Origin of the sequence: Microbacterium sp. NPDC056569 (genome assembly GCF_042793475.1) — a bacterium.
Lineage (GTDB): Bacteria > Actinomycetota > Actinomycetes > Actinomycetales > Microbacteriaceae > Microbacterium.
Genome location: NZ_JBHTUV010000019.1, coordinates 1 through 25772 on the forward strand (window position 1 = coordinate 1; position 25772 = coordinate 25772).

Annotated in this window: 19 protein-coding genes; 13 read left to right on the forward strand and 6 right to left on the reverse strand. The window is 71.3% G+C overall.

The features are described 5' to 3' along the window. The first annotated feature begins 83 nt into the window (after positions 1 to 83). On the forward strand, positions 84 to 1244 hold the full coding sequence (locus ACFQ7C_RS18170) for a Gfo/Idh/MocA family protein (RefSeq protein ID WP_378904730.1): 1161 nt from the start codon (positions 84 to 86) through the stop codon (positions 1242 to 1244). Positions 1245 to 1310: 66 nt separating this feature from the next. Further along, positions 1311 to 2318 (forward strand): sugar phosphate isomerase/epimerase family protein, encoded by a 1008-nt coding sequence (locus tag ACFQ7C_RS18175; RefSeq protein ID WP_378904551.1) that lies wholly within the window; start codon positions 1311 to 1313, stop codon positions 2316 to 2318. Positions 2319 to 2363: 45 nt separating this feature from the next. Here ACFQ7C_RS18175 and ACFQ7C_RS18180 read toward each other — a convergent pair whose 3' ends face one another. Next, entirely contained in the window at positions 2364 to 2747 is a 384-nt protein-coding gene (locus tag ACFQ7C_RS18180) for a MerR family transcriptional regulator (protein WP_378904554.1), read from the reverse strand. A gap of 78 nt (positions 2748 to 2825) precedes the next feature. Here ACFQ7C_RS18180 and ACFQ7C_RS18185 point away from each other — a divergent pair, with 78 nt between their 5' ends. Further along, complete coding sequence (locus ACFQ7C_RS18185; RefSeq protein ID WP_378904557.1) at positions 2826 to 4079, forward strand: MFS transporter; 1254 nt, start codon at positions 2826 to 2828, stop codon at positions 4077 to 4079. On the opposite strand, the gene ACFQ7C_RS18190 is transcribed toward ACFQ7C_RS18185, so the two are convergent. Then, positions 4042 to 5661 carry a peptide MFS transporter gene (locus ACFQ7C_RS18190; RefSeq protein WP_378904560.1) on the reverse strand — a complete coding sequence of 540 codons (1620 nt, stop codon included), beginning with the start codon at positions 5659 to 5661 and terminating at the stop codon, positions 4042 to 4044. The genes ACFQ7C_RS18185 and ACFQ7C_RS18190 overlap by 38 nt on opposite strands. A gap of 116 nt (positions 5662 to 5777) precedes the next feature. Here ACFQ7C_RS18190 and ACFQ7C_RS18195 point away from each other — a divergent pair, with 116 nt between their 5' ends. Continuing rightward, entirely contained in the window at positions 5778 to 7031 is a 1254-nt protein-coding gene (locus ACFQ7C_RS18195) for an FAD-dependent oxidoreductase (RefSeq protein WP_378904733.1), read from the forward strand. A gap of 91 nt (positions 7032 to 7122) precedes the next feature. On the opposite strand, the gene ACFQ7C_RS18200 is transcribed toward ACFQ7C_RS18195, so the two are convergent. Beyond that, positions 7123 to 8523 carry an MFS transporter gene (locus ACFQ7C_RS18200; protein ID WP_378904736.1) on the reverse strand — a complete coding sequence of 467 codons (1401 nt, stop codon included), beginning with the start codon at positions 8521 to 8523 and terminating at the stop codon, positions 7123 to 7125. 97 nt (positions 8524 to 8620) lie between these two features. Between ACFQ7C_RS18200 and ACFQ7C_RS18205 the strand changes: the two genes are divergently transcribed. Beyond that, on the forward strand, positions 8621 to 9334 hold the full coding sequence (locus tag ACFQ7C_RS18205) for a GNAT family N-acetyltransferase (protein ID WP_378904563.1): 714 nt from the start codon (positions 8621 to 8623) through the stop codon (positions 9332 to 9334). Between the two features lies 1 nt (position 9335). Here ACFQ7C_RS18205 and ACFQ7C_RS18210 read toward each other — a convergent pair whose 3' ends face one another. Next, on the reverse strand, positions 9336 to 9539 hold the full coding sequence (locus ACFQ7C_RS18210) for a hypothetical protein (RefSeq protein ID WP_378904566.1): 204 nt from the start codon (positions 9537 to 9539) through the stop codon (positions 9336 to 9338). 2 nt (positions 9540 to 9541) lie between these two features. After that, on the reverse strand, positions 9542 to 10348 hold the full coding sequence (locus tag ACFQ7C_RS18215; RefSeq protein WP_378904569.1) for an SDR family oxidoreductase: 807 nt from the start codon (positions 10346 to 10348) through the stop codon (positions 9542 to 9544). A gap of 163 nt (positions 10349 to 10511) precedes the next feature. Here ACFQ7C_RS18215 and ACFQ7C_RS18220 point away from each other — a divergent pair, with 163 nt between their 5' ends. The 4 genes from ACFQ7C_RS18220 (at position 10512) to ACFQ7C_RS18235 (ending at position 13866) form a co-directional block, all read left to right on the forward strand. Further along, positions 10512 to 11429 (forward strand): cyclase family protein, encoded by a 918-nt coding sequence (locus ACFQ7C_RS18220; RefSeq protein ID WP_378904572.1) that lies wholly within the window; start codon positions 10512 to 10514, stop codon positions 11427 to 11429. A 185-nt stretch (positions 11430 to 11614) separates the two neighbouring features. After that, the gene (locus ACFQ7C_RS18225) at positions 11615 to 11779 is read left to right on the forward strand and encodes a hypothetical protein (protein WP_378904575.1); all 165 of its coding nucleotides are present in this window, start codon (positions 11615 to 11617) and stop codon (positions 11777 to 11779) included. A gap of 39 nt (positions 11780 to 11818) precedes the next feature. Further along, positions 11819 to 12952 carry an o-succinylbenzoate synthase gene (gene menC, locus ACFQ7C_RS18230; RefSeq protein WP_378904578.1) on the forward strand — a complete coding sequence of 378 codons (1134 nt, stop codon included), beginning with the start codon at positions 11819 to 11821 and terminating at the stop codon, positions 12950 to 12952. A 14-nt stretch (positions 12953 to 12966) separates the two neighbouring features. Continuing rightward, positions 12967 to 13866, forward strand: coding sequence for a hypothetical protein (locus ACFQ7C_RS18235; RefSeq protein ID WP_378904581.1), 900 nt, complete (start codon positions 12967 to 12969; stop codon positions 13864 to 13866). 96 nt (positions 13867 to 13962) lie between these two features. Here the strand turns inward: ACFQ7C_RS18235 and ACFQ7C_RS18240 are convergent, their stop codons facing one another. Beyond that, positions 13963 to 20271 (reverse strand): fibronectin type III domain-containing protein, encoded by a 6309-nt coding sequence (locus ACFQ7C_RS18240; protein WP_378904739.1) that lies wholly within the window; start codon positions 20269 to 20271, stop codon positions 13963 to 13965. 514 nt (positions 20272 to 20785) lie between these two features. Here ACFQ7C_RS18240 and ACFQ7C_RS18245 point away from each other — a divergent pair. From ACFQ7C_RS18245 to ACFQ7C_RS18260, 4 genes are all read left to right on the forward strand, one after another. After that, positions 20786 to 22117: an alpha-hydroxy-acid oxidizing protein gene (locus ACFQ7C_RS18245; protein ID WP_378904584.1), complete on the forward strand. Its 1332-nt coding sequence runs from the start codon at positions 20786 to 20788 to the stop codon at positions 22115 to 22117. A 77-nt stretch (positions 22118 to 22194) separates the two neighbouring features. Further along, the gene (locus ACFQ7C_RS18250; RefSeq protein ID WP_378904587.1) at positions 22195 to 24054 is read left to right on the forward strand and encodes a substrate-binding domain-containing protein; all 1860 of its coding nucleotides are present in this window, start codon (positions 22195 to 22197) and stop codon (positions 24052 to 24054) included. Positions 24055 to 24065: 11 nt separating this feature from the next. Further along, entirely contained in the window at positions 24066 to 25097 is a 1032-nt protein-coding gene (locus tag ACFQ7C_RS18255) for a hypothetical protein (RefSeq protein WP_378904590.1), read from the forward strand. After that, the gene (locus ACFQ7C_RS18260; protein ID WP_378904593.1) at positions 25090 to 25761 is read left to right on the forward strand and encodes a hypothetical protein; all 672 of its coding nucleotides are present in this window, start codon (positions 25090 to 25092) and stop codon (positions 25759 to 25761) included. Before ACFQ7C_RS18255 ends, ACFQ7C_RS18260 begins: the two co-directional genes overlap by 8 nt. Positions 25762 to 25772: the final 11 nt, after the last annotated feature.

Below are 25772 nucleotides of genomic sequence, written 5' to 3' on the forward strand. Positions count from 1 at the left end.
CCGGCGGGCGCCCCGCTCCCTCATTCGCAGAAGGAACCTCAGTGACGAACGACAACCTCCGTCCTCCGGCGCTCCGGGTCGCCATGATCGGTTACGGCTTCATGGGCGCCGCGCATTCCGTCGGCTGGCGTCAGGCCCCTCGCGTGTTCTCGCTGCCGGTCGATGTCGAGATGGCGGTGATCGTCGGGCGCAACGCCCAGGCGGTGACGGATGCTGCGGCCCAGTGGGGCTGGGCCGAATCGGCGACCGACTGGCGCGAGGTGATCGCGCGTGACGACATCGATGTCGTCGACATCGTCACGCCGGGCGACTCGCACGCCGAGATCGCGATCGCGGCGCTCGAGGCCGGCAAGCACGTGCTGTGCGAGAAGCCGCTCGCGAACACCGTCGCCGAGGCGGAGGCGATGGCCGAAGCCGCGGCTCGCGCCGCGGCCCGCGGCATCCGCTCGATGACCGGCTTCACCTATCGGCGCGTGCCGGCGGTGACGTTCCTGCGGGATCTCGTCGCCCAGGGCGCGGTCGGCAGGATCGCGCACGTGCGTGCGGCGTACCGGCAGGACTGGCTGGTCGACCCGGAGATGCCGCTGGCGTGGCGGCTGCAGAAGGAGCACGCGGGTTCGGGCGCACTCGGCGACATCGGCGCGCACATCATCGACATGACGCAGTTCGTGACCGGCCTCGACGTGACCCGCGTGTCGGGCGTGGTCGACACGATCGTGAAGCAGCGTCCGCTGCAGGGCTCCGGCTCGGGGCTGTCCGGCACGGCGGCCGAGGGCTTCGGTGAGGTGACGGTCGACGACGTCGCGATGTTCACCGGCCGGCTGTCCACCGGCGCCCTCGTGTCATTCGAGGCGACGCGGTTCGCCACCGGCCGCAAGAACGACCTGTCGATCGAGGTGTCGGGCGACAAGGGCGCCCTGCGCTTCGACCTCGAGGACATGAACACGCTGTGGTTCTACGACCGCACCGCGCCTGAGCAGACCCAGGGGTTCACCCGGATCCTCGTCACCGAGCCATCCCACCCCTACGTCGGAGCTTGGTGGCCGGCCGGCCATATGCTCGGCTACGAGCACGCTTTCAGCCACCAGGTCGTCGACTTCGTGGCGGCGATCGCCGAGGGCACCGACCCGCACCCCTCGTTCGCCGAAGGACTCTCTGTGCAGCGCGTGCTCGCCGCCGTCGAGGAGAGCGCTTCGCGCGATTCGGCCTGGGTGCCGGTGGCGTCCGACATGGCGGAGCGTTGACATCCGAGCGCGGCCCCGCGGCCCGATAGCTTCACAAGAGACCTACAGAAAGCGAAGGAGCTTCACATGCCTCGTCCGATCACGCTGTTCACCGGTCAGTGGGCCGATCTGCCGTTCGAGGAGGTGGCGCGGCTCGCGGGTGAATGGGGCTTCGACGGTCTGGAGATCGCGTGCTGGGGCGACCATATCGATGTGTCGCGGTGGGATGACGCGGAGTACGTGCAGTCCCGTAAGGACATCCTGGAGCGCAACGGCCTCAAGGTGTGGGCGATCTCGAACCACCTCACCGGGCAGGCGGTGTGCGACGATCCCATCGACGTGCGGCACAAGGACATCCTCCCCGCCCGGGTGTGGGGCGACGGCGAGCCCGAGGGAGTGCGTCAGCGGGCCGCGGAGGACATGAAGAACACGGCCCGGTTCGCGGCGAAGCTGGGTGTGAAGACGGTGAACGGGTTCACCGGCTCGTCGATCTGGAAGGCGGTCGCGATGTTCCCGCCCGCGTCGGACGAGTTCATCGCCGCCGGGTACCAGGACTTCGCCGACCGGTGGAACCCGATCCTCGACGTGTTCGAAGAGGTCGGGGTGCGGTTCGGGCTGGAGGTGCACCCGTCCGAGATCGCCTACGACTACTGGACGGCCAAAGCGACGCTCGAGGCCATCGGGCATCGGGAGAGCTTCGGGCTGAACTTCGACCCGTCCCACTTCATGTGGCAGCAGCTGGACCCGGTGGCATTCATGCTGGACTTCGCGGACCACATCTTCCATGTGCACGTGAAGGAGTCGATCACCAACCTCGACGGCCGCAACGGGGTGCTCGGCTCTCATCTGCCGTGGGCGAACCCGCGCCGCGGCTGGACGTTCGTGTCGACCGGACACGGTGCCGTGCCGTGGGAGCCGCTGTTCCGGGCGCTGAACGCGATCGGCTACGACGGGCCCACCTCCATCGAGTGGGAGGACGCCGGCATGGACCGGTTGGACGGCGCTCCCGAGGCGATCGCGTTCGTCCGCAAGCTCAACGCCATCACCCCGCCCGCCGCCGCGTTCGACGCCGCCTTCTCCACCAAGACCGACTAGCGCGGCGCCGCATCGTCGGCACGAGCAGTGCCGGCTCCGCTCGACTCACGCGGCGCCGGCGCTGCGCACCAGATCGCCGTTGCGGGTGAGGTCGAGATAGCGTGCGACGGCGTCGCGGCTCCTGGTGAGGCACGCGAGGCGGTTGTCGAGCGCCGACAGCTCGGTCGCGAGCATCTCGGCGAGCTCGCGCGAGCATGTCGGCTGCTCCAGCGCGCACTGCCGTTCCACGTCGAGCACGACCTTGGCGAGCCGCGTCGAGAGCCCGGCCTGCACGAGCCCGCGTGCCCGAGTGGCGAGATCCACGTCGGCTTCGTCGTACGCGCGGTAGCCGTTTGCCGAGCGCTCGGACGCGAGGAGTCCCTGCTCCTCGTAGTAGCGCAGCATCCGCGCAGGGATGCCGGTGCGCTGCGACAGTTCGCCGATCTTCATGCCGCAAGGACCTCCGTGTCGATTCGTGTCGCGCGAAAGCTTGACATTGACATTGATGTCAAAGTTTAGCCTCGCTCCATGACCACGTCCACGGCATCCGTCACCCTCCCCGGCACCTCCGTCGCGCGCTTCCCGCTGAGCGCCCTGCTGCTGCTCTCGCTGGGCGTCTTCGTCACCGTCACCGCCGAATCGCTGCCGGCGGGGCTCATGCCCGAGATGGCGCGCGACCTCGGCGTCGACCCGCTCCGCATCGGCCTGCTCGTCTCGGTGTGGGCGATCGTGGTGATCGCCACAAGCATCCCGCTGACGCGGGCGACGCGCCGGATCGACCGCCGCGTCGTGGTCGCCGTCTCCCTCGCGGTGTTCGCCGTGGCGAATGTCGCCACCGCCTTCGCGCCGACGTACGAGTTCGCGTTCGCAACGCGGGCGGTCGCCGCGGTCGCGCACGGCGTGTTCTGGGCGATCGTCATCGTGTACGCGTCGTCGCTGCTGTCGGGCGCGCAGCTCGGCCGCGGCCTCGCGCTCGTCACGGGCGGAGGCACGGCCGCCACCGTGGTCGGGCTGCCCGCCGCCACGGCACTCGCGCAGCTGACCAGCTGGCGGGTCGCGTTCGCGGCGATGGGGATCGGGATGCTGCTGCTCGCCGCCGTCGTAATCCGCCGGCTTCCGCGATCCGTCGTGGTGCCCGTCGCGGCCGAGGAGCGCGAGCCGCTGCGCCAGGACCGGTCGCTGCCTCCGCTCCTCGCGTTCGGCATCGCGGGGCTGCTGATCGGGCTCGCGCAGTTCCTGTCGTTCGTCTACATCCGCCCGTACCTCGCCGAGTCGGCCGGCATCGCGGACGGCTGGGCGAGCGCGCTGCTGTTCGTGTACGGGGCCTCCGGCCTCATCGGGGTGGCCGTGGCCGGCACGCTCGCCGACCGGTTCCCGCGCACGGCGCTGACCGCGACGCTCCTGGTGTTCGTCGGCGCTTTCGCCGCCCTCGCGCTCCTGCCGCACGTCACGCCTGTCGCCGTGGGAGCCCTGGCGCTCTGGGGCGCCGGCACCGGCGCGATGTTCCCGCTGATCCAGACGGCGCTCATGCGCGCAGCATCCGATCGCCTCCGCGACCTCGCGAGCGCCTCGATCGTCGTCCTCTTCAATGTCGGGATCGCGGGCGGCTCGTGGGTCGGTGGTCAGCTCACCGCGGCGTACGGGCCGACGGCGAACATGGCGGTGTCGGCCGTCGTCGTGTTCGTCGCCGCCGGCTTGACGGCGTTCGCCGCCGTGCTGGCCGGCCGTCGGTCCGCGACGGCTGTCAGCGCACCCCCCGCATCAGCTTCAGCACCGGTCTGACCGCGGCCAGCAGCGCGAGGCCGAGCACGATCGCGATGCCGCCGAGGATCGTGAAGTAGGGGATCTCGTTCTCGGGGTCGTAGAACTGGGCGAGCCAGCCGGCGATCGCGGTGCCCAGCGCGATCGAGAGGAAGTAGAGCGCCACCATCTGGGTGTGGAACCGCTCGGGGGCGAGCTTCGTGGTCACCGAGAGCCCGGGAGGCGAGATGAACAGCTCGGCGATCGTGAACACGAACAGGATCATCACGATCGCGAGGAGCGGCGTCGAGTTCGGTGCGCCGTTCGCCCACGGCAGGAACAGCAGGAACGCGACGCCCATGATCATCGCGCCGAGGGAGAACTTCACGGGCGCCGAGGGCGCGCGGTCGCCGAGCTTGGTCCAGATCGCAGCGAAGACACCGGAGAGGATGATGACGAAGACCGGGTTGATCGAGTTCACCCACGACACCGGCATCTCCCAGCCGAAGATCGTGCGGTCGAGCTGCTTGTCGGAGTAGATCGTCAGCACCGTGAACTGCTGCTGGTACAGCGACCAGAAGCCCACGTTCACGATGAAGAGGGGGATGAACCCGATGACGCGGGAGCGGTCGTCGCCGCTGATCGCGCGCGACGAGATGATCACCGAGAAGTAGGCGATCGCCGCCCCGAGGGTCACGAGGATCACGATGCCCGCGAGGTTGTCGGCGCGGATGACGCCGGTGAGCACCAGCACCACGATGAGCAGGAGCCCGGCGATTCCGACGCCGATCATCATGCCGCGACGGTTGGCCGGGAGTGGATTGGCGACCACGCGCGACGACGCGGGCAGCTGCTTGCGGCCGAAGGAGTACTGCGTGAGGCCGATCGCCATGCCGATCGCCGCCGCGCCGAAGCCCCAGTGGAAGCCGACGTTGCTCTGCAGGAAGCCGGTCACGATCGGGCCGAGGAACGCGCCGAGGTTGATTCCGAGGTAGAAGAGGGAGAAGCCGGCGTCGCGTCTGGGGTCCTTGGCGGAATACAGCGTGCCGACGACGGCGGTCGCGTTCGCCTTCAGTCCGCCCGAGCCGACGGCGACGAGGATGAGGCCGACGCCGAGTCCCCACACGCTCGGCAGCAGCGCCAGTGCGATGTGCCCCGCCATGATGACCCAGGCGCTGTAGAAGAGGACGCGCTCCGACCCGAGCAGGCGGTCGGCGACCCACGCGCCGAGGATCGTCGACAGGTAGACGGTGCCGCCGTACGCGCCGACGATGCCGGTCGCCGTCGCCTCGGGGATGCCGAGGCCGCCGTCGGCGACGGAGTAGTACATGTAGATGAGCAGGATGCCCTGCATGCCGTAGAAGCTGAACCGCTCCCACATCTCCACGCCGAAGATGTGCGCGAGAGCCCACGGCTGCCCGAAGAACCGGGTGTCGTGGTCGGCGCCGTCACCCGAGGCGGTGGTGCCTGCGGCATCCGTGCCGCTCGCCGCGGCCACAGTGCCGGTGCGTGTCGCATCCGCCGCAGCGGTGGCGCCGTCGGGCGGGCCGACCGGCACCTGCTCCGGCTTGCGGTCGCCCCGCGTCGGGTCGTCCCCCTGAAAGCCCTGATCCCGCCCGTCCATGCGCCTGCTCCCGTCGCCCCCGGTAGAGGTCAGGCTAGCGACGGGGCACGCGGGCGCGATAGCCCCCGCCGTGCACGCCCTAGTCTGAGCCCGGGGCTCACAGAAACGGCGTGCACATGCGGATCGGCATCATCGGCGGGGGCGCCGCGGGACTCGCGGCCGCGTGGCTGCTCGAGCAGGACCACGACGTCACGCTGTTCGAGAAGGACGACCGGCTCGGCGGGCACGCGCACACGATCGACATCGAGGTGGAGGGCGAGCCGCTGCGTGTCGACGCCGGCTTCCAGTTCTTCGCCCGCAGCGCCGCATACGCGACGTTCAACCGGCTGCTCGATGAGCTCGAGGTGCCGCGCTCGACGTACCCGGCGACGCTGACCCTCTCACGCACCGACGGCTCCCGGCCGGTCGCGATGCCGCCGTTCCGGCGCGGCCGTCCGGTGTGGGCGTCGCTGAGGCCTGGCGCGATCATCCACCTCGTGCGCTTCCGCGCGTTCCTGTCGCGCCTGCCCGCGTTCCTGGCGGAGCACGACACCACGGTGACGATCGCCGAGTACGTCGAGCGCGAGCGCCTGCCCAGGGCGTTCGTCGACGACTTCCTCTTCCCCCTGCTGCTCGCGTTCTGGTGCGTCGACCTCGCCGACTTCCGCCGGTTCGCCGCCTACAACGCGCTGTACTACCTCGGCGCGAACCTTCCGCGCGGGCTGACACCGCCCGAGCAGAGCGAGATCCCCGGTGGTCTCCGCGTCTACGTCGACGCCCTCGTCGCCGCGCTCGAGCGGGCGCGCCTGCGCACCGGGGCCGGGGTCGAGTCCGTCACGCGGGATGCGGACGGCGCGCTGCTCGTCGAGGCGCTGGGGGTGCAGCATCCGTTCGACCATCTCGTCTTCACGTGCGACGCGCGCACGGCGCACGACCTGCTCGCGCCGCTTCCCGAGTTCGCGGACGTCACCGCGCAGCTCGCGCGCTTCGGGTACTTCGACACGACGATCGCGATCCACGGCGACCGGCGGCTCATGCCGCGCGACGAGCGGGCGTGGTCGGTCGTCAACGTGCGGACGGACGGCGCGCACAGCTCGCTGTCGATCTGGAGCCCGTCGCGCGGGGGCGACGTCTTCAAGAGCTGGGTGACCTACGAGGACGAGCTGCCGCAGCCGCTCTACGCGACGGCGTCGTACCGGCACGGCCTGATCGACACCGAGTACTTCGACGCGCAGCGGCGGCTGCGCCCGCTGCAGGGGCGGCACGGGGTGTCGCTCGCGGGGCTGTACACCGCCGACGCCGACTCGCACGAGAGCGCGATCCTGTCGGCGGTCGCCGTCGCCGAGCGGCTCGCTCCCGACTCGGCGAGGCTCGCGCGCCTGCGCGGCTGATCTCGCAGCCGTCGGCGCGCGCGCGTGCTGCGCTTGCCTGCAACGGCGCCGTCGCGCGACGCAGCGGTCGCAGGAGACTGCAGCAGTCCCGTCACTCCGGGAGGGACGGATGCCGCTCCTGGGGCGCGTGATGGCGCGGGATGAACAGGGCCACCAGCAGCGCGATGAGCGCCGCGCCACCGCCGAGGAGGAACGAGATGTGGAACGCCGCGGGCTCCGGCACCGGCACGCCATCGACCTCCACCGCGAAGGTCGCGAGCACGGCGCCGACCACGGCCGCCGCGGTGCTCGTGCCGAGCGAGCGGAACAGCGCGTTGAGGCCGTTCGAGGCGCCGGTCTCGGACTGCGGCACCGAGCGCATGATGAGCATGGGCATCGCCGCGTAGCCGAAGCCGATGCCGAAGCCGATGCCGATGTTCGCGACGAGGATCTGCCACACCTCGGTCGAGAACAGCAGGGTGAACCCGTAGGTGACGACGAGCGCGATGGCGCCCAGCACGAGGAGGAGCTTGGGTCCGACCGTGCGCGCGAGCTGCCCGGAGAACGGCGAGAGCACCATCATCACGAGGCCTGCCGGCATGACGATGAGGCTCGCGGCCACGAGCGAGAGCCCGAACCCGCCCGCCGCGGTCGGCAGCTCGAGCATCTGCGGGTAGATCACGTTCGACGCGAACAGCGAGAAGCCGAACGCGATCGAGGCGAGGTTGGTGAGCAGCACCGGTCGCCGTGCCGCGACGCGGAGGTCCAGGAGCGGATCGGCGATCCGCAGCTCGTACCAGCCCCACACCAGCAGCACCGCGAGACCGCCGAGGCCGCACGCGAGCACGGCGGGCGAGGTCCAGCCCCACTCGTTGCCACGCGACACCGCGAGGAGCACGCCGACGAGGCCGACGGCGAGCCCCAGCGTCCCGAGGTAGTCGAACCTCCCGCCTGTGCGCAGGGCGCTCACCGGCACGATCCACAGCACGAGGGCGAACACGACGGCGCCGAGTGCCGCGGACACCCAGAACAGCACGTGCCAGTCGCTGCGCTCGGTGATGAACGCGCTCACCGGCAGCCCGAGCGCACCGCCCACGCCGAGCGTCGCGCTGATGAGGGCGATGGCCGAGTCGACGCGGTCCTCGTGCAGCACGTCGCGGAGGATCGAGATGCCGAGCGGGATGACGCCCGTCACCGCGCCCTGGAGCGTGCGGCCCACGATCACGCCGACGATGCCGGTGGATGCTGCGGCGATCACCGACCCCGCGACCAGCAGCGCCAGCAGCACGAGCACGATGCGCCGCTTGCCGTACATGTCGCCGAGGCGCCCGGCGATCGGGGTCATCACCGCGGCCGCGAGGAGCGTCGACGTGACCACCCACGCGGTGTCGTCTCGGCTCGCGTTCAGGAGCTCCGGCAGCTTCGACTGGATCGGCACGACCAGCGTGAACATGAACGACGACGCGAGGCCCGCGATCGCCAGGACCGCCACGATGGCGCCCTGGCGGGGCATCCGGGTGAGTCTTCTTCTCGCGTCCTCGTCACCCGTGCCCATCAGTTCAGGCTATCGGGGCTCCGAGCAACGGGCTCCGCGGGTGCAGACTGAGGGCATGGCCGAGATCGCGACGCCGCCGGGTATCGACATCCGCTTCCTCGACACGGTGGAGGAGGTCCACCGCGCCTCCGCGGTGCTCGCCGACGTGTGGGGCGGCGACCGCGGCGGCATGCCGGCGAACCTGCTGCGCGCCCTCGCCCACTCCGGCAACTACGCGGTCGGCCTGTACGACGGCGAGCGCATGGTCGGGGCATCCGTCGCCTTCTTCGCGGAGCCCGCTGCGCGCTCGATGCACAGCCACATCACCGGGGTGCTGCCCGACCACCAGGCGCAGGGTCTCGGTCGCGTGCTGAAGCGGCACCAGCAGGAGTGGGCCCTCGCCCGCGGCGTCGGACACATCACGTGGACCTTCGACCCGCTGGTCGCCCGCAACGCCCACTTCAACCTCCGCGTGCTCGGCACGCGCGTCACCGAGTACCTGGTGAACCACTACGGACCGATGGACGACGGCGTCAACCGCGGCGACGAGACCGACCGCATCATGGTGTCGTGGGCGCTCGCCGCGCCGCCGGTCCCCACCCCCGAAGACGAGCGGGTGGCCGCGTCGGTCGAGATCCCGCACGACATCGAGACCCTCCGTCGCGAGACGCCGGTGGATGCTGCGGTCTGGCGCACGCGCGTGCGCGAGCAGCTCGTCGGGCACCTGGCCGACGGCCTCGTCATCGGGGGCTTCGACGACGAGCGCGGGTACCTCCTGGTCCGGCCCTGACCTACTCGTCCGGTTCGCGGGTCGGGTCGCCCGGACGCACGTCGGCGTCGTCGCGGATGTCGATGCGCGTGACCCCGTCGCGATGCGTGACGTCGATGCGCGGGTCCGCGTCGGACTCCACGGCGTCCGGTGCCGACGTCAGCTGGTCGCGCCGCTTCTCCTCGTCCGTCATGCCGGTGCCGTCGATCTCGTTCTGGCGCTCCATCGTCATCCCTTCCGCCACTCGTCGCTCTTCAGGTGGGAGCCCGCCTGAGGACCCATCTGCAGCATGCCCCCGTCCACGCTCCAGCTGGCGCCGGTCACGTAGCTCGCGGCCGGTGAGGCGAGGAACGCGACGACGGCCGCGATCTCCTCGGGCTTGCCCGGGCGCCCGAGCGGGATGCCCGGGCGATGCGTGCGTTCGGCGTCCTCGGATTCCTGGTTCGTCAGGGGCGTCGCGATCTCGCCGGGCGCCACCGCGTTCGCGGTGATCGCGTGCTCGCCGAGCTCCTGGGCCATCGTCTCGATGAGACCGCCCAGCCCGTGTTTGGCGGCGACGTAGGCCGCCGACCCGACTCGCGGCTGCGTCTCGTGCACGCTGGTGATCGCGATGAGCCGCCCGCCGCGGCCCGCGCCCACCATGTGGCGGGCCGCCGCCTGAAGTCCGGCGAAGGCGCCGTCGAGGTTCAGCGCGACGACCCGGCGCCAGTCTTCGATCGAGACGTCGAGGAACGGCCCGCCGGATCCGCCGCCGGCGTTGTTCACGAACACGTCCACGCCGCCGAGGCGGTCGGCGAGGTCGTCGATCGTGCCGGCGACGCGGTCGAGGTCGGTGGCGTCGAAGCGCGTGATCTCCGCGCGGGTTCCGCGCTCGCGCACCGCATCCGCGGTGCGCTCTGCGCCTTCCTCATCGCTGTGCCAGGTGATGCCGACGTCGAGGCCGGCATCCGCGAGCGCGATGGCGGTCGCCCGCCCGATGCCGGAGTCGGAGCCGGTCACGATTGCGCGTCGTGGGGCGAAGTCGAAGCTGTCCATGCCCCGACGCTACGGACGAGTCAGGGATCGGCCGACGGGGTTGCGATTCCGCGACGGACCGCCTAACGCCCGACGGAGCATTCCTGCCGAGTCGCACGGAACGCCTGCCATTGTGCGGATGACCCCGCAGGATGACGGATGCTGCGCCCCTAGGCTGACCGCCATGCCCGAGTATCGCGCCCACTTCGACTTCGACATCCGCTTCGCGAACGGCGGCGGACTCGCCGGCACCGGGTTCCGGCTGGATCTTCCGGACGCCGACGCCACCGAGGACGAGACCGCGCGCCTGCTCATCGCGCACCTCGGCCTCGCGCTCGTCGACGAGGTGGAGCTGCGGGGTCTCCGCATCGTCGAGGAGCCGCACCGCGGCAGCAGGGGAGTGGATGCCGCGTCCCCGTCGGCCGGCGGGGCGCGCGTCGTCGATCTCAGTCACCCGATCCGCGCGGGGCTCGTCACCTACCCGGGGCTTCCCGCCCCGACGATCACGCCGCACCTCACCCGCGAGGACTCCCGCGCCCGCTACGCGCCGGGCACCGAGTTCGCGATGGACGTCATCCACATGATCGGCAACACCGGCACCTACCTCGACTCGCCGTTCCACCGCTATGCCGGGGGCCGCGACCTGGCCGGCCTCGACCTGTCGTCGCTGGTCGGGCTGCGCGCCGAGGTGTTCCACCTCGAGGATGCGTGGGATGCCGGGCGCCGAGGCATCCGTTCCTCCACGCTCGCCGATCGCGACGTGCGCGGCGCGGCCGTCCTGCTGCACACGGGCTGGGACCGCTGGTTCGGGCAGCCGGAGTACGGGACGGCAGCGCCGTTCCTCACGGGAGAGGCCGCGCAGTGGCTCATCGACGCCGGGGCGGCGCTGGTGGGCATCGACTCGGTGAACATCGACGACACCGAGTCCGGAGGTGAACGCCCCGCTCACTCGCTGCTCCTCGCCGCCGGCGTGCACGTCGTCGAGCACCTGACGAACCTGGGTTCGCTGCCGCCGCGCGGCGCGCGGTTCACCGCGGCACCGCCGGCCGTCGAGGGCTTCGGCACCTTCCCGGTGCGCGCTTTCGCCGAAGTCCCCGCCTGACCTCCAGAGCCGATTCGCACGACCGTTCACCTGTCACGAGGCGCTGAGGTTTTCGGCACATCGTGACAGGTGAGCAGAAAGCGGCCGGGGATGTCGGAACCCCGGCGTAGCGTGACAAACAGATGGACACACGGACGTATCAGCGCCTGCGCCCGCCGCTCTTCTCAGGGGAACGAGGAGGAATCATGCGCGAGCACATCGAGACCCTGATCGTCGCCCTGAGCGACGCGATGCGGGGAACGGCGCACCACACGGCGCCGGCAGAACCGCGCCGCCGGCGGCCCCGGGTCGCCCGGTCCACGTACGTCCCGGTCCTCCGAGACGCCGCGACCGCGCGCTTCGCGCACTGACCGCCTCGCTCGGCCGCCGGCCGGGCGTACGCTGAGCGCATGCCCATCGCCCGGCCGGCAGCATCCGTCGTCCTCGAAGGCTTCGAACTGCGGGTGCTGCACCTGCCGCTCGTCGCCCCGTTCACCACGTCGTTCGGCACCGAGACGGTGCGCGAGGTCATCGTCGTGCGGGCGCTCACCGCCGACGGCGAAGGCTGGGGCGAGGTCGTCACGCAGGCCGACCCGCTGTACTCGAGCGAGTACACGCAGGGCGCCTGGGACGTGGCGCTGCGCTTCCTCGCGCCGGCGCTCCTCGACCGGCACCGCATCGCACCGGAGGACGTCGCGGGCGTGCTCGAGCCGTTCAAGGGTCACCGCATGGCCAAGGCCGGACTCGAGCTCGCCGTGCTCGACGCCGCCCTGCGCGCCGAGGGGCGCAGCTTCGCCGAGTACGCCGGCGCGGTGCGCGACCGCGTGCCGAGCGGGGTGTCGGTCGGCATCCAGCGAGACCCGGCGGCGCTCGTCGAGACCGTGCGCGGCTACCTCGACGAGGGCTACGTGCGCATCAAGATCAAGATCAAGCCCGGCCGCGACGTCGGCGACACGGCTGCGGTGCGCGACGCCTTCGGCGCGATCCCGCTGCAGGTCGACGCGAACTCCGCCTTCACGATGGCGGATGCCGACACCCTCGCCGAGCTCGACCGCTTCGACCTGCTCCTCATCGAGCAGCCGCTGCAGGAGGACGACCTCGTCGACCACGCGACGCTCGCGCGACGGCTGCGGACGCCCGTCTGCCTGGACGAGTCCATCGTGTCGGACAAGGCGGCGGCCGACGCGCTCGCGCTGGGCTCGGCATCCGTCATCAACATCAAGGCCGGCCGCGTCGGCGGCTACCTCGAAGCGATCAGGATCCACGACCGGTGCGTCGAAGCCGGGGTGCCGGTCTGGTGCGGCGGCATGCTCGAGACCGGCATCGGCCGCGCCGCGAACGCCGCCCTCGCCGCCCTGCCGGGCTTCACGCTGCCGGGCGATGTGTCGGCCTCGAGCCGTTTCTATACGCGCGACATCGTGACCGAGCCCGCGGTGCTCGAAGAGGGTCAGGTGCGCGTGCCGATCGGCCACGGCCTCGGCGTCGACATCGACCCCGTCGCGCTCGAGGACTTCACCGTCGCGCGCGAGACGCTCACGCGGTAGTCCGGGGCGATCCGATGCCGTGGCGTGCCGCACCCTCGAGGCTCGCCGGCGCGCTCGCACTGCCTCTCGTGCTCGCCGGCACGCTGGCGCTGGCCGGCTGCGCGTCGTGGGGGCAGCTCCCGCCGGAGCCCGAGTCGACGTCGGCGCCCGCGCTCACCGCGGAGCTGCACCAGCTGCGCTCCGACGTCGGCCCGCGCCAGGCGCAGGTGCGCATCTCGAACGACTCCGACGTCGAGCTCACCATCGGCGACGTGCAGGTGCACGACCCGCGGTTCGAGGGCACGGCCGCACGCGTGATCGCCGATCGCAGGAGCACGATCCCGCGGGGGGCCTCCGCCGACGTCCGCGTCCAGCTGCCCGCGGTCGACTGCTCCGTGGCCGACGACGGCGAGGCCGACGCCGTGATCGAGGTCGTCTCGGATTCCGGCAGCACCGAGGTGACGGCATCCGCTCCCGACCCGCTCGGCTTCGTCGTCGCGCTGCACGCCCGCGAGTGCCTCTTGGAGCGGGTGACGGATGCTGCGTCCCTCGCCTTCACCGGATTCGCGCCGTCACCGCCGGGCGAGCCCGCCGCGCTCGAATTGACCGTCACCCCCACGGGAGCGGCCGAGGCGACCGTGGTCGGGGTCGAGCGCACGAACCTCATCGACCTCGACGGCCTGGCGGCGGACCAGGATCTGTATCGCCTCGATCTGGAGGTGACGGCTGACGACGCCGACCCCGTCGTGATCAGGCTGCCGCTCACCCCGACGCGCTGCGACCCGCACGCGGTGCAGGAGGACAAGCGCGGCACGATCTTCCCGCTCCGCGTCGAGGTCGACGGCGAGCCCGGCGAGATCGAGCTGTTCGTCGGCGAGGAGATGCGCGGCAAGATCCTGTCGTGGGTCGCCGCCTGGTGCGGCTTCGGCGGCTGAGGCAGACGCATGCGCCGGTGCCCTGGAATCGCGAAAGGGTAGATTCCCGCCGTCCGAGGCGGCGGGAATCTACCCTTTCGCGGTTCCTGAGCCGGGCTACCTCACCGTGACCGTGATCGCCTTGGAGCTGGTGGCTCCGGCGGCGTTGGCGAACTCGGCGACGTAGGTGTACGTGCCGGGTGCGCGTCCCGCGATGGCGGTCTTCGCCTGCTGCGCGTTCGGGGAGGCGGCGGTGAGCGACTGCTCGTCGATCACCGTGCCGTTCTCGAACAGGCGGTAGGTGGTGCCGTTGGTGCCCCACCACAGGTTGGCGGTGACGGTGTAGTTGCCGTCCTTGTCGGTGTTGTCGTGCGAGAGGACGGGCGCCGCGGGCGCGGCATCCTTCACCTTCACGGTCACCGAGGTGGTCGCGGTGGTGCCCTTCGCGTTGATCAGCTCGCCCGTGTACACGTAGGTGCCGTTGGGCTTGCCCGACACGTCGACCGTCGACAGCTGCGCCTTCGGCGAGTTCGCGTCGAGCAGCTTCGTCGAGATGAGCGTCCCGTTCTCGTACAGCTTGTACACCGCGCCGTTGACCCCCGACCAGAGGTTCATCGACACCGTGAACGTGCCGTCGTGCAGGCCGTCCTCCCAGCCGGAGTTGGTCGACAGGGTGCCGCGGCCGGGCTTGGCCGTCGCGCCTTCGTCGTCGAACACCAGCAGCTGCACCGACACGGCCGTGACGAGCCCGTCGTGGTTGACCGCGTTCACGGTCAGCGTGTGGGTTCCCACGAGCTCCGTCAACGCGATGACCTGGCCCGGTGCGACCGGCTCGCCGTCGAACGCGATGTCGAGGTTGCGCACGCCCGACTCCGGGTCGTCCGCCGTCACCCCCACCGTGAACGTCGCCGTGCTCGGCAGCAGGGTGCCGTCCGCGGGGATTCCCGAGAGCATCGGGGCCGTCGCATCCGTCGCCCCCGAGGGGTCGCCGGTGACCGCGATGCGCGGTGCCGGCGGCTCTGCCATGCCGTCGCCGAGGAAGAAGCTCGTCTGCGGCGGCTGGTTGTAGGCGGTGTTCTGCCACGCGACCGACAGGCGGTAGACCGGGTCGTGCATCAGGGTGCGGATGCGCAGGTCGGTCTCGTCGGTGGTCGAGTAGATCCGCAGCTCGCTCGAGTCGGCCGAGCGCCACGCGATCTCCTCGCGCCAGTCGCCGAACAGGTCGGCCTGCAGGTTCGGCGTCCCCTTGGTCGAGTTGTTCGACCGTGCGCCGTCGGCCTTCACGATCACGTCGGCGGACTCGGTCTCCCAGTTCCACTTGGCGATCGTCGGCACGCCCTGGGACGTGGTGGCGTCCCAGTCGTGGTCGACGATCTCGCGGAGCGGGTCGCCGTCGAACCAGGCGAGGAAGTTCGCCGCGGGGATCTTCTCCGCGATGAGCTCGCCGGTGGACGACTTCAGCTGCCCGACGGGGGAGTTCCAGGCGGCATCGCCGCCGATGGCCCACCCCTCGGCCCCTTCGTACCGGGGGTCGATGTCGGCCGAGGCCGCACGCCCGGTGTCCCGCGTCGCGGGGATCGACCACAACACCTCGCCCGTGCGGGCATCGCGCATGGTCGCACCGAGGTTGCCGGAGCTCGCCATGTCCTCGTGGGCCGCGAACACCTCGAAGCCCGGGTTCGAGGGCACGAGGTCCGACACGTGGATCGCGTCGCCGTGGCCGAGCCCCGTCGAGTAGAGCAGCTCCCCGTCGTCGACCGTCGCCGAGCCGTAGACGATCTCGTCCTTGGCGTCGCCGTCCACGTCGGCCACCGACAGGTTGTGGTTGCCCATGCCGTACAGGCCCTCGTTGCCGTCCTCATTCGAGTCGAGCACCCAGCGCTGGATGAGCTGCGAGCCGTCGAAGTCGTACGCCGCCATCACCGCGCGGGTGTAGTACCCGCGGCTGAAGACCGCGCTCGGGTGCTCGCCGTCCAGGTAGGCCGTTCCCGCGAGGAACCGGTCCACCCGGTTGCCGTAGGCGTCGCCCCAGGCCCCGACGTCGCCGCGGGCGGGCACGTAGTCGATCGTGTCGATCGCTGCGCCCGTCAGCCCGTTGAACACCGTGAGGTACTCGGGACCCGTCAGCACGTAGCCCGAGCTGTTGCGGTGGTCGGCGCTGGCGTTGCCGATCGGCTGGCCGACGCCGTCGATCGTGCCGTCGCCGGTCTTCGTGATGAGTTCGGCGCGGCCGTCGCCGTCGTAGTCGTACACCTGGAACTGCGTGTAGTGCGCGCCGGCCCGGATGTTCACGCCCAGGTCGATGCGCCACAGCCGCGTGCCGTCGAGCCGGTAGGCGTCGAGGTACACGTTGCCGGTGTAGCCGGCTTGCGAATTGTCCTTCGCGTTCGACGGGTCCCACTTCACGAGCAGCTCGTACTGGCCGTCGCCGTCCACGTCGCCGACGCTCACGTCGTTGGCCGAGTACGTGTACGGCTGGCCGTCCTTGCTGTACGCGTCGGCCGGCTTGTCGAGCGGCACCGACCGGTACGCACCGGTCTGCACGCCGAACGGGTCCGTCTCGGTCGTCTCGACGCCGTCCAGCACTCGGGTGATGAAGTACACGGATGCTGCCGCCCCGGCCTCGTCGAGATAGTTCGTCGAGTCGGCGATCGGCGTCGTCGTGACGCGCTTGCCGTCACGGTAGACGTGGAACGCGACGCTGTCGGGATCGGTGCCGAGCATGCGCCACGACACCAGGTTGCCGGCATCCGTCTCCACCGCCGCCGGCGCACGGTCGAGGTACTCGGCCTGCCGCTGCAGCACCGTCACCGCCTCGGTCGGCAGCTGGGCGGAGGCTGCGCCCGCGCCGCCCGCGTTCACCGCGACCACCGTGTAGAAGTACGGGATCGTGGTGAGCACGTCCGTGTCGGTGTAGCGGCTCGCGTCGGCCACGCCGATCAGCTCGCCGCGCTCGCCCTCCACCTCGGAGCGGAACACCAGGTGGTACAGCGCGCCGAGCGGCTGCGCCCACGAGAACTCCACCGAGCGCTTCTCGATGCGCTCGACGGCGAGCCCGTTCGGGGCTGCCGGGGCGGTGACGTCCGGGTCGACGAACGAGACGTCGACCGTGGCCGACGGCACCGACTCGAGCTTCGTCTGGTCGACGGCGGTCACGTGGTACGCGTAGTCGAGACCCACCCGAGCTGTCGTGTCGACGAATGCCGGCTCGCTCACCGCGGCGACGAGCACCGGCTTGGCGTCGAACGGTGACTCGCGGTACACGTTCCACGTGAGGCCGGGCTCCGCGTCCCACGCCAGCGACACGCTCGGCGCCACCGGGTCGGCGTTCACGTCGACGACCTCCAGACCCACGGGTCCGAGCAGGATCGGCGTGATCTCCAGGCCGTTGAGGCGCGTGCCCGCCGCGGCGCCGTACGCCTCGACGTTCAGCTGCCCGTCGGTCACCAGGTACGGTCCGCGCAGCGTCGCGTTGACGCTGCCGGTGCCGGCGTTGCCGGTGCCCGCCTCCTTGCCCTCGATACGGAAGCTCGTGCGGGTCGAGCCGATCCAGTCGCCCGAGTACGTCTTCACGGAGTACGTGCCGTTCGGGACGTCGAGGGCGAAGGTCGAGCTGTCGCCGGGGAGCACGAAGTCGCGGACGAGGTCGTTCGAGCCCGTCGCGGCACCGCGGTCGCGACCGGCGTTCGCCGCGAGCGTGTTGAGGAAGCCGAACCCGCGCTCCGCCGTGTACGCCGTGTTCGGGTTCACCTCCGTGTACCCCGCCATGAGCGGGTTGCCCGCCAGCTGGAAGTCGTACTTGTACAGCGCCTGCTTCGTCGTGAAGGTCACGGCGGCGCTCGGCGCGGACTCGCCGCGGCCGTTCACCGCGACGACGCGGTACCGGTAGCCGGTGCCCTCGGCGAGGCCCTGCACGATCGAGCTCGTCTGCGTCACCATGCCGACGAGCGTCCACTCGGGCGCAGGGTCGGCGACGGCCTGACGGAAGATCTTGTAGATGTCGGCCGTCGGCGAGGCATCCCACTGCAGCGTCGCGCCGCCGTTGCTGATCGCGCCAGCCACGACGTTCTGCGGAGGCGCGGGGACGTCGGCGGGCGGCTCGATGTCGGACACCTTCGCGGCGAGCGGGGTGTCGAGCCCGGCGACGTCCTGCGCGATCAGGCGTGCCAGCTGGATCGCGCCGTACTCCTGGAAGTGCGTGTCGTCCACGGTGCCGGCGGGACGGTTCGCGAAGATGCCCGGATCGACGTGCAGGAACACGGCCTTCGCCGCCTCCGGGCCGATCTCGTTCAGGTACGCGCGGCTGGACGCCGACAGGTCGACGAGCAGCACGTCCTCCTCGGCGGCGAGCTCCTTCATCTTCTCGACGTACTCGGGGAAGCTCACGTTGAAGAGGCCCGTGGCGGCGTCGAAGCTGCGGCGCGACACCGGCGTGACCAGGATCGGCGTCGCGCCGCGCTGACGCGCGCCCTCGACGTAGACCCGCAGGTACTCCTTGTAGTCCGCCGGGCTCGCGTAGCGGTCGTCGACACCCTGAGTCGCGTCGTTGTGCCCGAACTGCACGAAGAGATAGTCGCCGGGACGGATGCTGCGCAGCACCTCGTCGAGACGGCCCTGCGTGATGAAGTTCTTGGACGAGCGTCCGCCGATGGCGTGGTTGGCGAAGGCGATGTCGTCGGCGAAGAACCGGTCGATCATCTGGCCCCAGCCCGCCTGCGGGGCGTAGGCGATCGGGTCGTAGGTCTGCACCGTCGAGTCGCCGGTGATGAACGCCGTCGAGATGGCGCCGGCGACGCGCGCCGGCAGGCGGGTGATCGTCAGCGCGTTGACGGCGGGGGCGTCGCCCGCGAACTGCAGGGTCAGCGTGCCGTCGACGAGGGCGATCGTGAACGACATGTCGAGGAACGCGCCTGCGGCCTGCGGGTTCGCCAGCACCTTCGCGATGCTCTCGGCCGTCACCGTCGTGGTCGTCGCTGCCTGCGCGTCGCCCGAGACCAGGCGCACCGAGTAGTCGCCCGCACCGAGGTCGATCTGGAAGGTGGCGCCTGCCGCAGCGACGAAGTCACCGCGCAGCGCGTCGGAGCCGCCCCGGTCGACGTCGGGTGTCGCCGATGTGGGCGCGGTCGAGAAGCCGTAGCCCCACTCCGCGTCGTACGACGTCGCGGACGTCACCGAGAGGGCGCCGTCGGCCACCTGTCCCGGACCGAAGTCGAACGTGACGACGTCCCCGGCGGGAAGCGGCGCCGGTGCGGTGTAGACGGTCGAGGTGGCCGGTGCCGAGGCCGGCGAGGCGCCTGCCTGGTTGCGCGCGGTGACGCGGTAGGTCCACGGCTGCGCGGTGTCGGCAGCATCCGTGTATCCGGGTGCCGCGACCGTCGCGAGCACCGAGAAGACGCCGTCGGCGTCGGCGCGCTCGACGACGTACTCGTCGCCGTTCGCGACAGCCGACCACGACAGCACGACCGCGTCGCGGGTGACCTGTGCGACGGCCAGGTCGGCCGGGGCTGCGGGGGCGACGAGCTCCGGGATGACGCCCGAACGCACCTCGGCGGAGGGCGCCGAGGCGACGCCGTCGTCGTTCACGGCGACGACCGCGTAGGCGTACGAACCGCCCTCGGCGACCGACGCGTCGGTGTGCGCGGGGTCGGTGGTCTCCGCGATCTGCGCGAACTCGCCCGTGGCGTCGCCCTGGACGTCGGCGCGGAGCACGTGGTACTTCGTCGCCCCGTCGACCGCGGACCACGTCAGATCGACGCCGTTCCACGCGACGCGGGTCGTGGCGAGGTCCGCCGGCGGGTCGGGCACGACGGGCGCCACGACGAGGCCGTTGACGTACGCGCCGAGTCCGGAGCCGGTGAAGCCGACCGTGAGCTGGCCGTCGGTGACGGCGGTCGTGAAGGTCGCGGTCGTGTTGAGCCCGCGGGCCGAGGTCATGCGCGTCTGCGCGACGCCCTCGAGGGTCACGGTGGCGTTCGTGCCGGATGCCGAGCTCAGGCCGTCGCCGATCGTCACGGTGACCTCGTAGTCGCCCTGGGGGAGGCCGTCGAGCTGGAAGCCCCAGTTCGTGCCGGCGACGAAGTCGTCCTCCATCGGACCCGCGGGGGAGCCGTCGGTGCTGCGGTCGCGGTCGAACAGGGTGGCGCCATCGGGCAGGGTGATGCCCCAGCCCGCCTCTGCGGTGTAGAGCGACGTCGTACGCACCTGCTGCCAGCCCTCGGCCACCGCGCTCGTGGCGGTGCCGAAGTCGAAGCGCCAGGCGCCGTCCTCGGCGCGAGGGAGCGCGGCCGCGGCGGGTGTCGCGGTGATCAGGGCGGCGACGACGGCGGTGGCGCCGGCGACCGCGGTGAGTCGAAGCCCGCGGCGGTGTGCGCGGGCCTTGGGGGCGTGTTCGGCGGGTCGCGTCGCGCCATCGGCGCGTGCGGACACGTGGGGCACGGTTCCTCCTGTTGTCAGCATCGGCAAAGGATGACGGCGCACACCGCGGCGTCGCGGCATCCGTCGTCTGAACCGGGCGCGTACGGACTCGAGCCCTGTCCGGTGTGATGGACCGCGCTGGTGCCGCGGTCCGGTTTGTTGTCGACTCCGCGGAAAGCGCTATCCGCTTGAGTCGCTCGCAGTCTGACACGGCCGCGCGGTCTGGGGCAAGAAATTTGTGAAACGTTTTTACGAGTTGATCTGCAGGCCTTGCGCCAGCGCGCTTCGGTGCCCTAGGGTTCCCGGCGAACGCTTTCCCACCATCTCCGCCGCCGGTGCGAATACGGACCGCACCGGCGGCGGGCTCGACGTGCCGCCGACGTCCGGCCGGCTCCGCGCCCCGTGCGTCTGTGAGATCAGGAGATCTGGCGAGCACAGGGTGTTCCGGCGGGGATCGTCCGGCACTCGCCAGATCTCCTGATCCCACGCGCGCTCGTGGCCTCGCGGCGCCCATAGGCTGGCGGGCATGGCTCAGCGAAGCGCCGCCCCCGACGACCCCGCAGCCGCGTCGCGCGGCATCTCGCGGCGGACGCAGTCCGACATCTACCGCGCCGGCATCAGCGGCATGCGTCCGCGCGTGCCCGTCGACACCGACGCTCTCGAGGATGCGGCCCGCAAGGCGCTGAGCGCCGAGGCGTTCGCCTATATCGCCGGCGGAGCGGGCGCCGAGCGCACCGTCGCCGCGAACCGCGCCGCGTTCGGCCGCTGGCAGGTGTGGCCGCGGGCGCTCAGGGACGTGTCCTCGCGCGACCTGTCGATCGACCTCCTCGGCGTGCGCCGCGCCACGCCGCTGCTGCTCGCCCCGCTCGGCGTCATGGAGATGGCCCACGCCGAGGCCGACCTCGCGGTGGCACGGGCCGCGGCATCGCTCGGCGTCCCGTACACGCTGTCGAACCAGGCGTCCTTCCCGATGGAGGCGGTGGCCGATGCCGCACCCGGCGGTGCCCGGCTGTTCCAGCTCTACTGGTCGGCCTCCGACGAGCTCAACGCGTCGCTGCTGCGCCGGGCCGAGGCATCCGGATGCGAAGCCGTCGTCGTGACGCTCGACACCCACCTGCTCGGATGGCGCACGCGCGATCTCGACCTGGCCTACCTCCCGTTCACGCGCGCGATGGGCATCGCGCAGTACACCAGCGACCCCGTCTTCCAGCAGCTCGTGCGCGAGCGGTCGCGGGCGACGACCGATGCGGCGGCGCCGCCGGTGAAGGTCACCCCGAAGGCGGTCGCCGCGGGGGTGCGGATCGCGCGCAAGGGCGCGGCCCTCACGGGCACCCGCAGCGTGCGCGAGAACCTGCGCTCGCCGCTGCCGCGGGCCGCGGTGGAGACGTTCCTCGACGTGTTCTCGACGCCGGCGCTGACGTGGGACGACCTCGCGAAGGCGCGGCAGTGGACCTCGCTGCCGATCATCCTCAAGGGCATCGTGCACCCCGACGACGCCATCCGTGCGCTCGACGCCGGCGTCGACGGCATCTGGATCTCGAACCACGGCGGCCGCCAGATCGATCAGTCGGTGCCGACGCTCGAGGTGCTGCCGACGATCGCCGAGCGGGTCGCCGGGCGGGTGCCGATCATCTTCGACTCGGGTGTGCGACAGGGTTCCGACGTGTTCATCGCGCTCGCCCTCGGGGCGACCGCGGTGGCACTCGGGCGTCCCTACTCGTACGGCCTCGGGATCGCCGGCGAGGCCGGTGTGCGAGAGGTGGTGCGCAACGTGCTCGCCGAGCTCGACATCACGCTGGGGCTCTCGGGGCACAACGCGATCGCGGACGTGGGGCCCGACGCGCTGCGCCGGGCGTGACCCCGGCGGCGCCCTCTGCGCCCACCCGCGGACGGGTGCGTCTGTGCGCGCCGACCGTGCGGCCTTAGGCTTCTGCCATGCCCGCACGAAGCCGGCGCTCGCCCGCCGACAGCTCGCCCTTCGCCCTGCCCCGACCGCGACTGCTCGGGGGAGGAACGCTGCTGATCGCGTCGGCGATCGCACTCACCGGATGCTTCGGCGCGGACCCCGCGACCGAAGGCCTGGGCGACGGCGACTTCGCCGACGACGGCTGCACGAGCGTGGTCGTCGCGACCTCCTCCGAGAAGGTCAACATGCTCGACGCGCTGGCCGACGCCTTCAAGGAGTCGTCCCAGCACGAGCAGCTCACCGAGTGCGCGACGGTGCACCCGATCAACGTCTCGTCGGGCGACGCGACGCGCTTCCTCACCGCGGGCGGCGACTGGCCCGACGACGACACGCGCCGCTGGCCCACGATGTGGTCGCCCGCGTCGACGGTCTGGACCGATCGGGTCGCGGCCGCAGCATCCGTGTCCCTCGTCGGCGAGCCCGAATCGTTCACCCACACGCCCGTCGTGTTCGGCGTGCCGGAGACGATGGCGAAGGCGCTCGGCTGGCCGGACGCCGAGATCGGCATCGCCGACTTCGAGGCGCTCTGCCAGGACCCGCAGGGCTGGGCGAGCGTCGGCAAGCCGCTGTGGGGATCGTTCAAGATCTCCAAGACGAATCCCAACACCTCGACGACGGGCCTCTCGGCGATCCTCATGCAGTCGTACGAGGCGTCCGGCAAGTCCGCCGACCTCACCGCCGCAGACGTCGCGGCCGCGGCCGAGTTCTCGCGCGTGTTCGAGGAGTGCGTGATCCACTACGGCGACACGACCGGCAAGGTCCTGACACGCCTCTACGACGAGACGCAGAACGGCGCGGGCGGCTCGGGATACGTCTCGGCCGTCGCGCTCGAAGAGACCTCGCTGCTCAACTACAACCAGGGCAACCCCGACTCGCACACGGTGCAGCCGGGCGAGACGCTGACGCCGCCGAAGGAGAAGCTCGTCGCGGTGTACCCGTCGGGCGGCTCGATGTGGTCCGACAACCCGATCACCGTGCTCGGCGCCGACTGGGTGACGCCCGAGCAGGCCGAGGCCGGCGCGGCGTTCGCGGCGTTCCTGCAGACCGACGCCGCGCAGGAGATCCTCCCCGAGTACGGCTTCCGCCCGCTGGATGCCTCGGTGCCGCTGGGCGACCTCTTCACGGCCGAGTACGGGGTCGATCCCGCCGGGCCCGCGGTCACGCTGCCGAAGCCGGCCGTCGACGTGGTGTCGGCCGCCATCGACCAGTGGACGCAGATCCGCAAGCCCTCCTCGGTGCTCGAGGTGATCGACATCTCGGGCTCGATGGACGAGGCCATCGGCGACGGCCGCTCGAAGCTCGACGGCGCGATCGAGGGTGCGCAGGCGACCCTCGGCCACTTCCGCTCGTCGGACGAGGTGGGTGTCTGGGCGTTCACGACCGGCGTCGAGTCGGAGGCCGGCAAGAACATCGTCGTGCTGCGCGACGTGTCGCCGCTCGCGAGCGACCGGGAGTCCGTCGACTCCTCCCTGGACGACCTCCGCTTCGCACACCGCGACGGCACGCCGCTGTACGACGCGATCGCCGCGGCGTACGACGAGATGGTGGCGCGTGCGCAGCCCGGGCGCATCAATGCCATCGTGCTGCTGTCGGACGGCCAGGACACCGACTCGGAGATCTCGCTGGACTCGCTCGTCGCGAAGATCGGCGCCTCCTCGAAGGAGGGCGGCGACGACGCCCCGGTCCGCATCTTCCCGATCGCGTACGGCGAGGGCGCCGACACCGACGCGCTGCAGCGCATCGCCGAGGCGACCGGCGGCCAGTGGTTCGATGCCTCCGACGCCGCGAAGATCGACCTCGTCTTCGCGTCCGTCATCAACAACTTCTGAACGGCGGACGGATGCTGCAGACCTTCGCCGCCGACGGCTCCGGCGTCTACGTCGGTGAGGCCCTGGAGGCGCTCGCTCAGGACAACGTCTACGTCTCGAACGAGGTGCCCGGCGCGGCGCAGCTGCAGCAGGCGCTGGAGCAGCAGGTGACCGACGAGTCGATCGCGGTCGCGGTCTTCTCCGACAACGCCGCGCTCGAGGCGACGAGCACGGACATCGTGAAACAGCTGGCGGGCAGCACCGGATACGACACGATCATCGTCGCCGTCGGCGGCGACCTGTCCGCCGGCTCCCACGTGGTCGAGCCCGCGGGGGAGGCCCTGCGCATCGCGAACGAGGCTCAGGAATCGGCCGACTCGCTCGAGGGCGCGATCGTGCAGACCGTCGAAGGCGTGGTCGCCGCCACGCCGGCCGACGCCGGGCAGGCCGGCGGTGTCGACGGCGGCCTCGTGGTCGGCGGCGTGCTGGGTCTCGTCGTGCTCGTCGCGGCCGGCGGCACGCTCTGGGCGGTGCTGCGCCGTCGCCGTCGTCGCGTTTCGCCGGGCGGCCACGCACCCCTTCCCGACACCGTCCGCCCGCTCGTCGGGAGGCTGCGGGCGCTGAGCGGCGAGTACGCGGCGGCCGGGGCATCCGGCAATCGCGATGCGACCGAGGTGGCCGCCGAGGTCGTGAGCGTCGCGAACAACACCACCGAGCTCTTCGACCGCCTCGACCGCAAGGGCGACGAGGGCCAGCGGGCGACGGCCGCCGTCGAGTACGGCGAGACGCTGCGCAAGCTCACGGCGGCGCTCGACCGCGACTACCTGCTCGACATCCTGCAGCACCCCGATCTGTGGGATGACCCCGTCGAGCGCGTCCGCGAGGTGCGCACCGCGCTGTCCTCGTTCTCGACGGAGCTCGTCGAGAACATCAAGCAGGTCAACGCCCGCCGCGGCCTGCACTTCCAGGTGTCGCTCGACGGGCTCATCGGCCGCCGCAAGGAGCTGCAGGAGTGGGACCGCGCCTTCGAGCAGGCGAACGATGAGGGGAAGCCGCGTGAGTAAGGCTCTGCCCGATCGCGTTCCGTGGGGCAGGCCGGCCGTGGACGGCATCCCGTTGCCGCCCTTCGCGACGCCCCGGGATGCGGTCCGCTACCGGCGGATGCTTCAGCTGCATCTCGCCTTGATCGACGACGGCGGTCCGTCGGCCGCGACGGTCGCGCTGCTGGAGACCCTCGACGCGCGCAGCGGCTGGAGGATCCCCGAAGACGCAGAGGAGCTGAGTGCCTCCGAGCTCCGGCTGAGCCTCGCCACGTACTTCCCGGCACCGTGGACGCCGGAGCACCTCGCGGAGCTGCTCGCGCCTCACCTGACGTGGGGCGCGCCGATGAAGTTCGGCGACTCCTGGCAATGGCTGGGCGACCCGGACTTCCGCGCTGAGCCCGATGCCGGCGGCGGATGGCGGATCACGCGGCACGAGCGCGGATCCCTCACGTACGACCGCATCGACCACGACGACCTCGTGCTCCTGTGGATGGACCACTTCTGCACCCGGTTCCCCTTTCCGTTCGGCCACCGGGTGCCCGAGGAGGACGCGGCGGCACTCGCACCCGCCGCAGCCGCCGTGCGGGCTGCGCACGCGGGCAACGTCGCCGCACCGTACCTCGTGAGCTGGCGCGCCCGGCGCGACCAGGCACTCGCCGGTGGGTCCGCCTCCCACGCCGACTAGAATCGACGGAT

Bases quoted from the DNA above. Each gene is read 5' to 3' on its own strand.
- ACFQ7C_RS18200 (WP_378904736.1), bottom strand. From the start codon at position 8,523: ATGCCCCGCCAGGGCGCCATCGTGGCGGTCCTGGCGATCGCGGGCCTC.
- ACFQ7C_RS18210 (WP_378904566.1), bottom strand. From the start codon at position 9,539: ATGGAGCGCCAGAACGAGATCGACGGCACCGGCATGACGGACGAGGAG.
- ACFQ7C_RS18245 (WP_378904584.1), top strand. From the start codon at position 20,786: ATGGCTCAGCGAAGCGCCGCCCCCGACGACCCCGCAGCCGCGTCGCGC.
- ACFQ7C_RS18205 (WP_378904563.1), top strand. From the start codon at position 8,621: ATGGCCGAGATCGCGACGCCGCCGGGTATCGACATCCGCTTCCTCGAC.
- ACFQ7C_RS18255 (WP_378904590.1), top strand. From the start codon at position 24,066: ATGCTGCAGACCTTCGCCGCCGACGGCTCCGGCGTCTACGTCGGTGAG.
- menC (WP_378904578.1), top strand. From the start codon at position 11,819: ATGCCCATCGCCCGGCCGGCAGCATCCGTCGTCCTCGAAGGCTTCGAA.
- ACFQ7C_RS18180 (WP_378904554.1), bottom strand. From the start codon at position 2,747: ATGAAGATCGGCGAACTGTCGCAGCGCACCGGCATCCCTGCGCGGATG.
- ACFQ7C_RS18225 (WP_378904575.1), top strand. From the start codon at position 11,615: ATGCGCGAGCACATCGAGACCCTGATCGTCGCCCTGAGCGACGCGATG.
- ACFQ7C_RS18185 (WP_378904557.1), top strand. From the start codon at position 2,826: ATGACCACGTCCACGGCATCCGTCACCCTCCCCGGCACCTCCGTCGCG.
- ACFQ7C_RS18215 (WP_378904569.1), bottom strand. From the start codon at position 10,348: ATGGACAGCTTCGACTTCGCCCCACGACGCGCAATCGTGACCGGCTCC.
- ACFQ7C_RS18175 (WP_378904551.1), top strand. From the start codon at position 1,311: ATGCCTCGTCCGATCACGCTGTTCACCGGTCAGTGGGCCGATCTGCCG.
- ACFQ7C_RS18170 (WP_378904730.1), top strand. From the start codon at position 84: ATGATCGGTTACGGCTTCATGGGCGCCGCGCATTCCGTCGGCTGGCGT.
- ACFQ7C_RS18235 (WP_378904581.1), top strand. From the start codon at position 12,967: ATGCCGTGGCGTGCCGCACCCTCGAGGCTCGCCGGCGCGCTCGCACTG.
- ACFQ7C_RS18250 (WP_378904587.1), top strand. From the start codon at position 22,195: ATGCCCGCACGAAGCCGGCGCTCGCCCGCCGACAGCTCGCCCTTCGCC.
- ACFQ7C_RS18195 (WP_378904733.1), top strand. From the start codon at position 5,778: ATGCGGATCGGCATCATCGGCGGGGGCGCCGCGGGACTCGCGGCCGCG.
- ACFQ7C_RS18190 (WP_378904560.1), bottom strand. From the start codon at position 5,661: ATGGACGGGCGGGATCAGGGCTTTCAGGGGGACGACCCGACGCGGGGC.
- ACFQ7C_RS18220 (WP_378904572.1), top strand. From the start codon at position 10,512: ATGCCCGAGTATCGCGCCCACTTCGACTTCGACATCCGCTTCGCGAAC.